We start from the raw sequence: 13,202 nt of genomic DNA, 5'->3' as shown, positions 1-13,202 counted from the left end.
AGATCGATGGCGCTGGGAGGGCGAGCCTTGGACGGCACGGAGACCGGCTGGGGTCGACCGGCCGAGCCAGCACCGCGGTGGCGGGCGCTGCTCGACCGGGCCCGCCACGGCGGTCGTACCGCGGAGCAGGCCGAGGCCGACCATCGTGCCGAGGAGGCGTCCCGGGTGGCCCCCGAGCCGTTGCCCCGGCGCGCGTCGGGCAACGGCTACGCCGGGCGGGCGCCGGCGATCGGCCGCTCCGCCGAGCCGTCGTACGGCGCGGAGCCCGGCCACCCGGCCGAGCCGCCGCACGGGGGCTACCGGGCCGGGGCGAGCTACCGGGTGGACCCGGCCTATCGGATCGACCCGGGCTACCAGCCCGAGCCCTCCTACCAGCCCGAGCCGACGTACCAGGCGGAGCCGTCCCACCAGCCCGGGCCCGCGTACCAGGCGGAGCCGTCCCACCGGCCCGGGCCGTCCTACCAGTCCGAGGCCGGCTATCCGGTCGAGCCGGGGTACCCGCTCGAGTCCGGCTATCCGGTCGAGCCGGTGTGGCGGGCCGAGCCGGCCCGCCACGAGCCGGCCCATCCCGAGCCGGAGCCGGTGCGCCGCACCGACCTTGCCCCGCCCGCCCGGTCCCGGTACGCGATGCTGGAAAACGGCTACCGGTCCGAGCCGTCACCGGTCGAGTCGCGGTACGCGCTGCTGGACAACGGCGGGTACCGGCCCGAGCCGACGTACCAGCCACCGGTCGAGCCCGTGTACCAGCCGCAGATCGAGCCGGCCTACCCGATCGAGCCGGTGTACCAGCCTCCGGTCGAGCCGGCCTACCCGGTCGAGCCGGTGTACCAGCCGCAGATCGAGCCGGTCTACCCGGTTGAGCCGGTGTACCAGCCTCCGGTCGAGCCGGTCTACCAGGCCGGGCCGCCGGCCGTGGTGGACCGGGGCTACCCGGCCCGGATCGAGTGGCGACCGCAGAGCCCGGAGAGCGAGCTGGAGCGGTCTGCCGGGGTGCTCCGCCGCGAGCTGGGCACCTCCCGGGTGCTCGCCTTCGCCAACCCCAAGGGCGGGGTGCACAAGACCACCGCCACGGTGCTGGCCGCCGCCACCGTGGGCAGCGTGCGGGGCCGGGGCGTGCTCGCGTGGGACGACAACGAGCTGCGCGGCACCCTCGGGCTGCGCGCCGGCAGCGCCCGGCACGCCCGGACCATCCGGCACCTGATCGGCGACCTCGCCCAGATCGAGATCCGCGAGGGCGCCGAACTGCTGGGGAGCCTGGACGACTATCTGCGGCACGCCTCCGACGGCTCGTACGACGTGCTGGCCGGGGAGGAGAGCCCTAGGTTCGCCCAGCGGCTGGACCAGTTCACCGTCAAGCGGGTGCTGGAGCTGCTGCGCCGAACCCACGACGTGGTCTGCGTGGACACCGGCAACAACGTGGAGAGCCCGAACTGGCGCACGGTGATGCAGGCCGCCGACCAGCTGGTGGTCACCACCGTGCCCCGGGAGGACGCCGCGTTCAGCGCGGACTGGATGCTCGACCTGCTGCACGAGGTGGGCATGGGCGAGCTGGCCGAGAACGCGGTCACCCTGATCTCCTGCCCGACGCCCGGCCGCTCGCCGCTGCAGGACGACCTGGAGCGGCACTTCGCCACCCGGACGAGGGCCGTGACCGTGGTGCCGTACGACCCGGCGCTGGAGACCGGGTCCTCGATCGAGTACCAGCAGCTCCAGCCGGAGACCCGCCAGGCCTGGCTGCGCGCCGCGTCGACCATGCTCGAACCCTTCGCCGACTGAGACCGTCCGGCGGCACCGACGCCCCGGGGGTGGGTCCGGTCTGGAAGGATCAACCGGTGAGCCCGGACACCTCCGATCCCGACCGCCCCCTGCCCCCACCCGCCGCGCCGGGCGGGCCCGAGCCCGGGGCGCAGCCCCGGCCGGTGGCGGGCCCGGAGGCCCCCGGCTGGTCCGCCGGCCTGCCGGTGCCGGCGGGCACCCCCGCCGCCGCGCCCGGCGCGGACCCGCTCGCCTGGCCGGCCCCCGACCCCGGGGCGTCCGGACCGGCGACTCCCGACGCCGGCAGCGTCCCGTTCCCCGACGCCGGCTACGTCCCGTTCCCCGGTGCCGACCGGCCGGCGCGTCGGCCGGGGCGGTCGATCGCGGTGGCGCTCGGCGCGGCGGCGGCGCTGGCCGCGCTGGGCGTTCCGCTGGGGCTTCTCTGGGCGGCCGTCGCGCCCGACACCCCGGTGGTCAAGACCGCCGCGGGTGCCGTCTACGCCCAGCCGCAGCCGGAGCAGCCGATCGCCGCGGACGGCTGGTTCAGCATGCTCGGGCTCGGGTTCGGCGTGCTCGCCGCGCTGGCCCTGTGGGTGCTCTTGCGTCGCAGCCGCGGCCCCGCCGGGCTGCTCGCCGGCGTACTCGGCGGGCTCGCGGCGGCACCGGTGGCCTGGCAGGTCGGCCGCCGGGTCGGCCTGTCGACGTACGACCGTCTGCTGGCCGACGCCCCGGTGGGGCGGGCGTTCACCAAGCCCGCCGACCTGCGCGCCGGGGGCGTGCACTGGTTCCTCGACGTGCTCCCGGTGCCGTACGGCAACCTGCTGCTGCCGGCGTTCGCCGCGGCCGTGACGTACACCCTGCTGGCCGGCTGGTCCCGCTGGCCGTCGCTGCGCCGGGAGCCGACGCCCGACCTGGCCTGGGTCCCGGCCGTCCCGCCCGGCGGCTTCCCGGCCGCCCCGCCGGGGGTCAGTTGGGGGCCGGAGGGCTCGCCAGCTCCGACAGCGGCACCGGAACCGCCCGCACCTGGCGCAGCAGAGCCGCCTCGCGGTTGAGCAGCCGCAGCTCGGCGCGGAGCCGGGCGGCCGTGTCGTCGATGGCGAGCAGCCGCTGCCGGTCGTCCACGGTCAGCATGGCCGTCGCGGCGACCAGGTGGGACAGGACGGTGGGGTCCTCCGGGAGCTGCTCGGAGATATCCTCCGGGTCGGGACGGATCAGCCCGAGGTACTGCCGGAACACCGAGATCACCCGGGCCGCCAGCAGGTCGCTGCCCTCGTCCGGGCCGCCCGGCTCCGGCAGCCACTCCACCTCGGCGGTCAGGTACGGCTCGGCACGCTCGTCGACGTCGGTGATGCGGAACCGCCGCCGTCCCACCGTGACGATGTCGAACCCGCCGTCGGCCAGCTCGGTCACCTGACGCACCTCGGCGGTGCAGCCCACCTCGTGCAGCGTGACGTCGCCGACGCCGGGCACGGGTCGCTCCGTGGACCCGGGGGCCACCTCCCAGCCGGCCCGGATCGCCACCACCCCGAACTCGCGGGGGGTGCCCTCGGGCAGGCCCACCAGGTGGCGCACCAGGGCCCGGTAGCGCTCCTCGAAGATGTGCAGGGGCAGCACCAGACCGGGGAAGAGCACCGTCCCGAGGGGGAAGATCGGCAACCGTGCAGTCACGTGGTCGAGCGTAGCCCGCCCGCGCCGCGACGGCGTGGCTCGGCTCACCGTCCCGGCCTGCGGGCGGCGCGGGCCGACGCCGGGCGGTCCGCCTAGACTCGCAGGGGTGTTGAATCGGATCAACCTGCGCGGCGGCGTCCGGGACCCCCGCCGCCTGCTGCCTCGTGCCCAGCTCGACGTCTCCGTGGCCGTCGAGCGGATCCGCCCGCTCGTGGAGGCGGTCCGGGAGCATGGATACCCGGCGATCCGGGAGGCGAGCGAGCGGTTCGACGGCGTCTCGCCGGAGCTGCTTCGGGTCCCCGCCGAGGCGATCGCCGAGGCCGAGGGGACGCTCGACCCGCAGGTCCGCGCAGCGCTGTCGGAGTCGATCAGCCGCGCCCGGAAGGTGCACGCCGACCAGCGGCGCACCGACCACACCACGCAGGTGGTGCCGGGCGGCACGGTCACCGAGCGCTGGGTGCCGGTGGACCGGGTCGGCCTGTACGTTCCCGGCGGCCTGGCGATGTACCCGTCGACCGTGGTGATGAACGTGGTCCCCGCCCAGGCGGCCGGGGTCCGTTCCCTGGTGGTGGCCAGCCCTCCGCAGCAGGACAACGGCGGCCTGCCCGACGCCCGGGTCCTCGCGGCCTGCGCGCTGCTCGGCGTCGATGAGGTGTACGCCGTCGGCGGCGCTCAGGCGGTGGCCATGCTCGCGTACGGCTCGGCGGTCGACCCGTCCGGCGCGGAGCGCTGCGAACCGGTCGACATGATCACCGGCCCGGGCAACATCTGGGTGACCGCCGCGAAGCGGCTGCTGCGCGGGGTGGTGGGCATCGACGCCGAGGCCGGCCCGACCGAGATCGCCATCCTCGCCGACGACACGGCCGACCCGGCGCACGTCGCCGCCGACCTGATCAGCCAGGCCGAGCACGACCCCCTCGCGGCCAGTGTGCTGGTCACCCCGTCGCCCGCGCTGGTCGAGGCGGTCGAGCGGGAGCTGGCCCGACAGGTGCCCGCGACCAAGCACGCCGAGCGGGTCACCACCGCGCTCACCGGTGAGCAGAGCGGCGTGGTCCTCGTCGACGACCTGGAGGCCGGCCTGCGGGTGGTCGACGCGTACGCCGCCGAGCACCTGGAGATCCAGACCGAGAACGCCCGCGAGTGGGCGCTGCGGGTGCGCAACGCCGGGGCGATCTTCGTCGGCGCCTGGTCGCCGGTGTCGCTGGGCGACTACTGCGCCGGCTCCAACCACGTGCTGCCCACCGGCGGCTGCGCCCGGCACTCCTCGGGCCTGTCGGTGCAGTCCTTCCTGCGCGGCGTCCACCTCGTGGAGTACACCGAGCAGGCGCTGCGCGAGGTGGCCCCACACGTGGTCATCCTGGCCGGGGTGGAGAACCTGCCGGCCCACGGCCAGGCGGTCAGCGTGCGTTTCCCGGGGGACGCCCCGTGAGCGAGCGAGGCGGGGTGGCGGGCGTGAGTGCCATCGGCGACCTGCCGATCCGCGACGACCTGCGCGGGCTGTCCCCGTACGGGGCGCCGCAGCTCGACGTGCCGGTGCGGCTGAACACCAACGAGAACTCCTACCCGGTGCCCGAGCCGGTGGTCGACGCGATCGGCAAGGCCCTCGCGGCGGAGCTGCGCGACCTCAACCGGTACCCGGACCGCGACGCCGTGGCGCTGCGCGCCGACCTGGCGGCGTACCTGGGCCACGGGCTCACCGTCGAGCAGGTGTGGGCGGCCAACGGCTCCAACGAGATCCAGCAGCAGCTGCTCCAGGCGTTCGGCGGCCCGGGGCGCAGCGCGCTCGGCTTCGCCCCCGCGTACTCGATGCATCCGCTGCTGGCCCTGGGCACCGGCACCCGCTGGGTGCCGGCCCGGCGTGGGGCGGACTTCGGGCTGACCGCCGACGAGGCGGTGGCCCAGGTCCGCGAGCACCGCCCCGACGTGGTCTTCCTCTGCTCGCCGAACAACCCCACCGGCACCGTGCTGGACCCGGCGGTGGTCGCCGCGGTGCTGGCGGAGGCCCCCGGCATGGTGGTGGTCGACGAGGCGTACGCCGAGTTCGCCCGCCCCGGCACGGTCAGCGCCCTCGCGGTGCTGCCCGGCCACCCGAGGCTGGTGGTGACCCGGACGATGAGCAAGGCGTTCGGCTTCGCCGGCGGCCGGCTCGGCTACCTGGCCGCCGATCCGGCTGTGGTGGCCGCGGTGCAGCTCGTCCGGCTGCCGTACCACCTCTCCGCGCTCACCCAGGCCGCCGCCCGCGCGGCGCTGGCGCACCGCGACGCCCTGCTCGGCACGGTCGAGGCGATCATGGGGCAGCGGGACCGGATCGTCGCCGAGCTGCGCGCCCGGGGGCACCGGGTGGCCGACAGCGACGCCAACTTCGTGCTCTTCGCCGTGGGCGGCGACCAGGCGGTGGCCTGGCGCACCCTGCTCGACGCCGGCGTGCTGGTCCGCGACGTCGGGCTGCCCGGCTGGCTGCGGGTCACCGCCGGCACCCCCGCCGAGACCGACGCCTTCCTCACCGCGATGGAGAGACTTCAATGAGCCGGACCGCCCGGGTGGAGCGCATCACCAACGAGACGAAGGTGCTCGTCGAGATCGACCTCGACGGCACCGGCCGGGCCGAGATCGGCACCGGCGTCGGCTTCTACGACCACATGCTCAACCAGATCGCCCGGCACGGCGGCTTCGACCTGACCGTGCGCACCGTCGGCGACCTGGAGATCGACGCCCACCACACGATGGAGGACACCGCGCTCGCCCTGGGCGCCGCGTTCGACCAGGCGCTGGGGGACAAGGCCGGCATCCGGCGGTACGGCTCGGCCACCGTCCCGATGGACGAGGTCCTGGTCCGGGCCGCCGTCGACCTGTCCGGCCGCCCGTACGTGGTGCACGACGAGCCGCCGCTCGCGCCGTACATCGGGCCGGTCTACCCGACCAGCATGACCCGGCACATCTGGGAGTCCTTCGGCCAGGCGGCCCGGATCACCCTGCACGTGGACGTGCTGCGGGCGGCCCGCCCCGGCGGCCACCCGGACGCCCACCACGTGGTGGAGGCCCAGTTCAAGGCGGTCTCCCGCGCCCTGCGCGAGGCCACCGCCATCGATCCGCGCTCGGCCGGCGCGATCCCCAGCACGAAGGGCGCGTTGTGAGGCCGGGCGCGCGGAAGGGACGATCCTGATGGGGTCTGTGTTGCCGACGCTGCTGTTGATCCTCGCCGGGGTGCTGGTCGGCGGGGCGTGGTCGCTGTACCGCCAGGGCGCGCCGCGTAGCGCGGTGGTGATCACCGCGCTGCTCGCGGTGCTGGCCACCATCGGCGGGGTGCTCTGGCTGCTGCCCGGGGAGGGCTGATGAGCGAGCGTAGCGAGCGAATCGTCAGGCGCAGTGCTGTGGTGCCTCATGGCGGCACGGAGCGCAGCGGAGTGCCGGCATGAGCAAGCAAATTGTGGTGCTGGACTACGGTTCGGGCAACCTGCGCTCGGCCGAGCGGGCCCTGGAACGGGCCGGCGCGCACGTCACGGTGACCGACGACCTGACCGCCGCCGCCGAGGCCGAGGGCCTGGTCGTTCCGGGCGTCGGCGCGTTCGCCGCCTGCATGGCCGGGATCGAGGCGATCGGCGCGGGCCCGGTGATCGCCGAACGGGTCGCCGCCGGCCGCCCGGTGCTGGGCATCTGCGTCGGCATGCAGGTGCTCTTCGAGCACGGGGACGAGCACGGGGTGGTCACCAAGGGGCTCGGGCTGCTGCCCGGCGCGGTGACGCGGCTGGCCGCCGCCCGGCTGCCGCACATGGGCTGGAACACCGTGCACGCCCCGGCGTCGTCGACGCTCTTCGCCGGCCTGCCGGCGGACAATCGCTTCTACTTCGTCCACTCCTACGGGGTGACCGACCCGGCGGCGCTGGCCGCGGCCGGGGCGACGGTGACCACGGCGCACCACGAGACGGACTTCGTGGCCGCGGTCGAGCGCGGCGCGCTGTCGGCAGCCCAGTTCCATCCGGAGAAGTCGGCCGACACCGGCGCGGCGCTGCTGCGCAACTGGCTGGCCACCGTGACCGTCCGTGGCTGAGCGGGTCACCGGGCCGGGCCGGGCCGCCGCGGCCCGGCCGCCCGTCGGCCCGGCGACGCCGGGCCGGGGCGTCCGATGAGCAAGGAGCGGGCCCGCCGCCGGGAGGCCCGCGAGGCCCAGTTGGAGCGGGAGCGGGCCGTCCGCCGCCGCCGGGTGGCCCGCCGGGAGCGCCGCCGCGCCCTGGTACGCCGGCTGCTGCCCCGCTGGTCGCGCCGCCGTTCGGGCCGGCTGGCCCGGCACACCCGGGGCGAGCGGGCCGCGATCGTGGGGCTGACCGGGGTGGCGGTGCTCGGCATCTGGAGTTTCGTCGACGACCTGGCGCTGCGGCTGGTGCTGGTCGTGTTGTTGCTGCTGGTCCTGCCGGCGGCCGTGGTGATCGCCCTGGGCCGCCGGTCCTGATCCACCGTGTTCCCGATTCGAGGAGAAGAGCGTTGAGCCTCACCCTGTTGCCCGCCGTGGACGTCGTCGACGGCCAGGCCGTCCGGCTCGTGCAGGGCGCCGCCGGCAGCGAGACCGCCTACGGCGACCCGTTGGAGGCGGCGTTGGCCTGGCAGCGCGACGGCGCGGAGTGGATCCACCTGGTGGACCTGGACGCCGCGTTCGGCCGTGGCTCCAACGCGGCCCTGCTGTCCGAGGTGGTCCGCCGGCTCGACGTCAAGGTGGAGCTGTCGGGCGGCATCCGGGACGACGAGTCGCTGCGGGCCGCCCTGGGCACCGGCGCGGCCCGGGTCAACATCGGCACGGCCGCGCTGGAGGACCCGCAGTGGTGCGACCGGGTCTGCGGCGAGTACGGCGACCGGGTCGCCATTGGGCTGGACGTGCGGGGTCGTACCCTGTCGGCGCGCGGCTGGACCCGCGACGGCGGCGACCTGTTCGAGGTGCTGGAGCGGCTCGACAAGGCCGGCGCCGCCCGGTATGTGGTGACCGACATCACCAAGGACGGCACCATGCGAGGGCCGAACCTGGACCTGCTGCGCGAGGTGTGCTCCCGCACCGCCGCCCCGGTGATCGCCTCCGGCGGCGTCTCGGCGCTGGACGACCTGCGGGCCCTGGCCACCCTGGAGCCGGTGGGCGTGGAGGGTGTGATCGCCGGCAAGGCGCTGTACGCGGGCGCGTTCACCGTGCGACAGGCCCTCGACGTGCTGGCCGCCGCGTGACCGTCACCCGGCTCGGCTCGGGCGGCCCCTGGGAGCAGCTCTACGGCTACTCCCGGGTGGTCCGGGCCGGCGACCGGGCTGTCACGGCCGGCTGCACCGCCACGGTCGACGGGCGTGTCGTGCACGTGGGGGATGCCGCGGCGCAGACCGCCCAGGCACTGCGGATCGGCCTGGCGGCCCTGGCTGAGGTCGGCGCGGAGCCCGGGGACGTGGTGCGCACCCGGATGTACGTGACCGACCGCGCGTACGCCGACGAGGTGGGCCGGGCCCACAACGCGGTGTTCGGCGCGGTCCGCCCGGTGGCGACCCTGGTCGTGGTGGCCGCCCTGCTGGACCCGGACCACCTGGTCGAGGTGGAGCTGGAGGCGTACCTCGGCGACCGCTAGACCGCCCCACCCCACCCCGCCCCACCCCGCCCCACCCCGCCCCGCCCCGCTCCGGCGAGGGCGGGGTGAGTCGGGCCACCGTCCCACCAGATCGGTTGTGCGCAACTTAATTGTCCGCTACCTTTCTGGGGTGGCCGATGATCTGGTGTTGCGCCGGCAGGTGTGCTTCGCGCTGTACGCGGCGTCGCGCGCCCTGACCGACGTCTACCGGCCGATCCTCGACGCGTTCGGGCTGACCTACCCGCAGTACCTGGTGCTGCTGGTGCTCTGGGAGCGCGACGACGACGCCCCCACGGTCTCCGAGCTGGGCGCCGCGCTGCGCCTGGACTCCGGCACCCTGTCCCCGTTGCTCAAGCGGCTGGAGGCGGCGGGCCTGCTGGTCCGGTCCCGCTCGGCGCGCGACGAGCGTCGGGTGGAGGTGCGCCTGACCGGCGACGGAGCCGCGCTGCGCGAGCGGATGTGCGACGTCCCGCTGCGGGTGGCCCTCGCCACCGGCCTCAGCGAGGCCGAGCTGGTCGCGCTGCGCGACACCCTGACCCGGGTCACCGAGACGATCCACCGACAGAAGGAGCAGTGACATGAAGGTCCTCTACACCGCCAACGCCCGCGCCACCGGCGACGGCCGCGACGGCCGCGTCCGCACCTCCGACGGCACGTTCGAGCTGGACCTCGCGGTCCCGAAGGAGATGGGCGGGGCCGGCGGCGCCGCGAACCCGGAGCAGCTCTTCGCCGCCGGGTACGCCGCCTGCTTCCACTCGGCGCTGCGCCTGGTCGCCCGCGGGGCGAAGGCCGACGTCACCGGCTCCGTCGTCGACGCCGAGGTGGGCATCGGCCCGAACGGCAACGGCGGGTACGGGCTGACCGTGGCCCTCGTGGTGGACCTGCCGGCCGTGCCCCGGGAGGCCGCCGAGCAGCTCGTCGCCCAGGCTCACCAGGTCTGCCCCTACTCGAACGCGACCCGTGGCAACGTCGAGGTCGCGCTCACCGTCCGCGAGGCCCTGGCCGCCTGACACCTCGCGCAGCGCAGCCCGACCAGCGACCGAAGGGACGACACCGTGACCGTCAACCGTGAGATCCACCTGGCCTCCCGCCCGCAGGGCTGGCCGACCGCCGAGAACTTCCGCCTCGTGGAGACCGAGGTGCCCACCCCGGGGCCCGGCCAGCTCGTGGTGCGCAACCAGTTCATGTCCGTCGACCCGTACATGCGGGGGCGGATGAACGACGTCAAGTCGTACGCGCCGCCGTTCGCCCTCGACGCCCCGCTCGACGGCGGCGCGCTCGGCGAGGTGGTGGCCGGTGAGGCCGACGGGATCGCCCCGGGCGACACGGTCCTGCACGGCCTCGGCTGGCGGGAGTACGCCCTGGTCGACGCCCGGGGCGCCCGCAAGGTCGACCCGGGCCTGGCCCCGGTGAGCACGTACCTGGGCGCGCTCGGCATGACCGGCCTGACCGCGTACGCGGGGCTGCTCGACGTGGCCGCGATGAAGCCGGGCGAGACCGTCTTCGTCTCCGGCGCGGCCGGAGCGGTGGGCAGCATGGTCGGCCAGATCGCCATGCTCAGGGGTGCCGGCCGGGTGGTCGGCAGCGCCGGCTCGGCGGCCAAGGTCGAGCGGCTGAAGGAACTGGGCTTCGACGCCGCCTTCGACTACCACGACGGCCCGGTGCGCGACTCGCTCAGGGCCGCCGCGCCGGACGGGATCGACGTCTACTTCGACAACGTCGGCGGGGACCACCTGGAGGCGGCCATCGGTGCGATGCGGCTGCACGGCCGGGCCGCGATCTGCGGGATGATCGCCCAGTACAACGACAGCGAGCCGCCGGCGGCCCCGCGCAACCTGGCGCTGGTCATCGGCAAGCGGCTCACCCTGCGCGGCTTCCTGGTCAGCGACCACGAACACCTGCGCGGCCAGTTCGTCCAGGAGGTCGCCGGCTGGCTGCGCGAGGGGAAGCTCTCGTACGACGAGACCGTCGTCGACGGCATCACCCGCGCCCCGGAGGCATTCCTCGGCCTGCTCCGCGGCGAGAACCTCGGCAAGATGCTCGTCCGGCTGTAGACCCCCGACCACCCCGCCGTTGCGGTGCGGGAGGCGGGCTCGGGCGGTCACGGAGGGGGCGGCGGGGAGAGGATAGGCTTCGCGGCATGACGGTGGCGGTACGGGTCATCCCGTGTCTGGACGTGGACGCCGGGCGGGTGGTCAAGGGGGTCAACTTCCTCGACCTGCGCGACGCCGGCGACCCGGTGGAGCTGGCGGCGGCCTACGACCGGGCGGGCGCGGACGAGCTGACCTTCCTGGACGTGACCGCCTCCTCCGGCGAGCGGGGCACCATGCTCGACGTGGTGCGGCGCACCGCCGAGTCGGTCTTCATCCCGCTCACCGTGGGCGGCGGCGTCCGGCAGGTCGCGGACGTCGACACCCTGCTGCGCGCCGGCGCCGACAAGGTGGGGGTGAACACCGCCGCCATCGCCCGCCCGGAGCTGATCGCGGAGATCGCCGACCGGTTCGGCCGGCAGGTGCTGGTGCTCTCCCTCGACGTGCGCCGGGCACCGGCCGGGGTCACCCCGAGCGGCTTCGAGGTGACCACCCACGGGGGTCGCCGGGGCACCGGGATCGACGCCGTCCGGTGGGCGCGGCGCGGCGCCGAGCTGGGCGCGGGGGAGATCCTGCTCAACTCGATGGACGCCGACGGCACGAAGGCCGGCTTCGACCTGGAGCTGATCGGCGAGGTCCGCCGGGTCGTCGACGTGCCCGTGGTGGCCAGCGGCGGCGCGGGCGAGATCGCCCACTTCCCGCCGGCGATCGCCGCCGGGGCGGACGCGGTGCTCGCGGCCAGCGTCTTCCACTTCGGCGAGCTGACCGTCGGCGAGGTCAAGGGCGTGCTGCGCGGCTCGGGTCACCCCGTCCGCTGACGTCGCCCTCCGGGGTCAGCCCCGGCCGGATTGGCCCTCGGGGGAGCGGCGCGGGGCCGGGATCGAGCGGACCACGTACTCCTGCACGGCGGCGGCGTGCTCCTCCTTCTCCAGCGTCCAGTCGGCGCTGCCGGGGGTGTGCCGCCGGCACAGCACGCCCTGCACGGTGTCCACGGCGGTGGACAGGCCGGCGTTCGGCCGGGTGCGCCACAGCCGCTCCCCGTCGGCGGTGAGCCGGAACCAGCCGTCCGAGACGCTGACCAGGCCGGCGCCGACGAGCCGTCGGACCGCCGTCTCCACCTCGTGCCGTTCGGGGATGGCGTGGTTGAGGTGGTCGGCTGTGGAGAGCACGTCAGTGAGCCGGACGCCCTCCGGCCGGCGGGTGGACGCCGCCCGGCGGTGCCGCCCCGCACCGTTCGCGATCACCAGTGAAACGAAGATCCAGGCGTCGGCCCAAAGCCATCCGTTCTCCCCCATGCAGGAATGATGCCGTGCGCCGCCGAGCAAGGAAACACCCACTTTTCCCGGCCCGGCATTTCCGCAGCTCAGCGCGGTTGACCGCAGTCCGTCGCCGGTGCTTCGACCACATTATGGCCGTCCGGCTCCGGGTCGACCGCGATCCGGCCGTTCCGCTCCGGGCCGGCGGGCTCCGGCGCGGCGGGCTCCCGGGGCGGCAGGTCCACCGTGAAGACGGGCAGGAAGAACTGGGCCAGCGGCCCGATGGCGAGCGCGTATGCGACCGTGCCGACGCCGACGGTGCCGCCGAGCAGCCAGCCCAGGGCCAGCACGGTGATCTCGATGACGGTGCGCACCAGCCGGACGGACCGTCCGGGCCGGCGGGCCACGTACCCGGTCATCAGGCCGTCGCGGGGGCCCGGGCCGAGCCGCGCGCCGAGGTAGAGGGCGGTGGCGGCGCCGTTGGCGACGATCCCGGCGACCAGCAGCCCCGCCCGCGCCGCGAGCGGGCCGCCGCCGGGCAGCAGGGCCAGGGTAGCGTCCACCACCAGCCCGATCACCAGCACGTTGCTCACCGTGCCCAGGCCGGGACGCTGCCGCAGCGGGATCCACAGCAGCAGCACCAGCGCGCCGACCGCGATGGTGACGGTGCCGAACGACAGCCCGGTGAGCCGGGAGAGCCCCTGGTGGAACACGTCCCAGGGATCGAGGCCGAGCCCGGAGCGGATCATCAGCGCCATGCTGACGCCGTAGAGGAGCAGGCCCGCGTAGAGCTGGGTCAGCCGCCGGACCGGCCGCTGCCGGAGATTGCCAATCGGTGCCAT

The 13,202-nt window shown here is 75.2% G+C and carries 17 protein-coding genes; 14 read left to right on the top strand and 3 right to left on the bottom strand.

Annotated elements, in window-relative coordinates; all coding sequences use genetic code 11:
• Positions 1–6 precede the first annotated feature (6 nt).
• Together ACQPZO_RS21705 and ACQPZO_RS21700 are read left to right on the top strand one after the other, a co-directional pair.
• A complete protein-coding gene (locus tag ACQPZO_RS21705; RefSeq protein ID WP_433343521.1) occupies positions 7–1,776 on the top strand; it encodes an AAA family ATPase in 1,770 nt (589 codons plus the stop codon).
• A gap of 56 nt (positions 1,777–1,832) precedes the next feature.
• Positions 1,833–2,807: a DUF2567 domain-containing protein gene (locus ACQPZO_RS21700; protein ID WP_433343519.1), complete on the top strand. Its 975-nt coding sequence runs from the start codon at positions 1,833–1,835 to the stop codon at positions 2,805–2,807.
• Here the strand turns inward: ACQPZO_RS21700 and ACQPZO_RS21695 are convergent.
• Positions 2,722–3,423, bottom strand: a complete 702-nt coding sequence (locus ACQPZO_RS21695) for an LON peptidase substrate-binding domain-containing protein (RefSeq protein ID WP_433343517.1) — start codon at positions 3,421–3,423, stop codon at positions 2,722–2,724. The genes ACQPZO_RS21700 and ACQPZO_RS21695 overlap by 86 nt on opposite strands.
• A 106-nt stretch (positions 3,424–3,529) precedes the next feature.
• Here ACQPZO_RS21695 and hisD point away from each other — a divergent pair, with 106 nt between their 5' ends.
• The 12 genes from hisD (at position 3,530) to hisF (ending at position 11,922) form a co-directional block, all read left to right on the top strand.
• Positions 3,530–4,852 (top strand): histidinol dehydrogenase, encoded by a 1,323-nt coding sequence (hisD, locus tag ACQPZO_RS21690; protein ID WP_433343516.1) that lies wholly within the window; start codon positions 3,530–3,532, stop codon positions 4,850–4,852.
• A 23-nt stretch (positions 4,853–4,875) separates the two neighbouring features.
• Positions 4,876–5,949 (top strand): histidinol-phosphate transaminase, encoded by a 1,074-nt coding sequence (locus ACQPZO_RS21685; RefSeq protein ID WP_433343515.1) that lies wholly within the window; start codon positions 4,876–4,878, stop codon positions 5,947–5,949.
• Positions 5,946–6,557: an imidazoleglycerol-phosphate dehydratase HisB gene (gene hisB, locus ACQPZO_RS21680; RefSeq protein WP_433343513.1), complete on the top strand. Its 612-nt coding sequence runs from the start codon at positions 5,946–5,948 to the stop codon at positions 6,555–6,557. Before ACQPZO_RS21685 ends, hisB begins: the two co-directional genes overlap by 4 nt.
• Before the next feature lie 28 nt (positions 6,558–6,585).
• The gene (locus tag ACQPZO_RS21675; protein ID WP_433343512.1) at positions 6,586–6,756 is read left to right on the top strand and encodes a hypothetical protein; all 171 of its coding nucleotides are present in this window, start codon (positions 6,586–6,588) and stop codon (positions 6,754–6,756) included.
• A 79-nt stretch (positions 6,757–6,835) separates the two neighbouring features.
• Positions 6,836–7,471, top strand: coding sequence for an imidazole glycerol phosphate synthase subunit HisH (hisH, locus tag ACQPZO_RS21670; RefSeq protein ID WP_433343510.1), 636 nt, complete (start codon positions 6,836–6,838; stop codon positions 7,469–7,471).
• 75 nt (positions 7,472–7,546) lie between these two features.
• Positions 7,547–7,870 (top strand): hypothetical protein, encoded by a 324-nt coding sequence (locus ACQPZO_RS21665; protein WP_387023439.1) that lies wholly within the window; start codon positions 7,547–7,549, stop codon positions 7,868–7,870.
• Between the two features lie 32 nt (positions 7,871–7,902).
• Positions 7,903–8,628 carry a bifunctional 1-(5-phosphoribosyl)-5-((5-phosphoribosylamino)methylideneamino)imidazole-4-carboxamide isomerase/phosphoribosylanthranilate isomerase PriA gene (gene priA, locus ACQPZO_RS21660; protein WP_433343507.1) on the top strand — a complete coding sequence of 242 codons (726 nt, stop codon included), beginning with the start codon at positions 7,903–7,905 and terminating at the stop codon, positions 8,626–8,628.
• Positions 8,625–9,014: a RidA family protein gene (locus ACQPZO_RS21655; RefSeq protein ID WP_387023435.1), complete on the top strand. Its 390-nt coding sequence runs from the start codon at positions 8,625–8,627 to the stop codon at positions 9,012–9,014. The genes priA and ACQPZO_RS21655 overlap by 4 nt, the downstream gene beginning before the upstream one ends.
• 130 nt (positions 9,015–9,144) lie before the next feature.
• Positions 9,145–9,591: a MarR family winged helix-turn-helix transcriptional regulator gene (locus ACQPZO_RS21650; protein WP_433343506.1), complete on the top strand. Its 447-nt coding sequence runs from the start codon at positions 9,145–9,147 to the stop codon at positions 9,589–9,591.
• 1 nt (position 9,592) lies between these two features.
• Complete coding sequence (locus ACQPZO_RS21645) at positions 9,593–10,024, top strand: organic hydroperoxide resistance protein (protein WP_433343504.1); 432 nt, start codon at positions 9,593–9,595, stop codon at positions 10,022–10,024.
• Positions 10,025–10,069: 45 nt separating this feature from the next.
• Entirely contained in the window at positions 10,070–11,068 is a 999-nt protein-coding gene (locus ACQPZO_RS21640) for an NADP-dependent oxidoreductase (RefSeq protein WP_433343502.1), read from the top strand.
• A gap of 86 nt (positions 11,069–11,154) precedes the next feature.
• On the top strand, positions 11,155–11,922 hold the full coding sequence (gene hisF, locus ACQPZO_RS21635; protein ID WP_387023427.1) for an imidazole glycerol phosphate synthase subunit HisF: 768 nt from the start codon (positions 11,155–11,157) through the stop codon (positions 11,920–11,922).
• A gap of 15 nt (positions 11,923–11,937) precedes the next feature.
• On the opposite strand, the gene ACQPZO_RS21630 is transcribed toward hisF, so the two are convergent.
• Together ACQPZO_RS21630 and ACQPZO_RS21625 are read right to left on the bottom strand one after the other, a co-directional pair.
• The gene (locus ACQPZO_RS21630; RefSeq protein WP_433343501.1) at positions 11,938–12,399 is read right to left on the bottom strand and encodes a hypothetical protein; all 462 of its coding nucleotides are present in this window, start codon (positions 12,397–12,399) and stop codon (positions 11,938–11,940) included.
• A 68-nt stretch (positions 12,400–12,467) separates the two neighbouring features.
• A complete protein-coding gene (locus ACQPZO_RS21625; RefSeq protein WP_433343499.1) occupies positions 12,468–13,202 on the bottom strand; it encodes a YczE/YyaS/YitT family protein in 735 nt (244 codons plus the stop codon).

It is taken from the genome of Micromonospora sp. CA-111912 (genome assembly GCF_050948415.1).
Taxonomy (GTDB): Bacteria; Actinomycetota; Actinomycetes; order Mycobacteriales; family Micromonosporaceae; genus Micromonospora.
The sequence above is the reverse complement of the archived record's forward strand: the minus strand, read 5'-3'. Positions and strand labels throughout refer to the sequence as shown.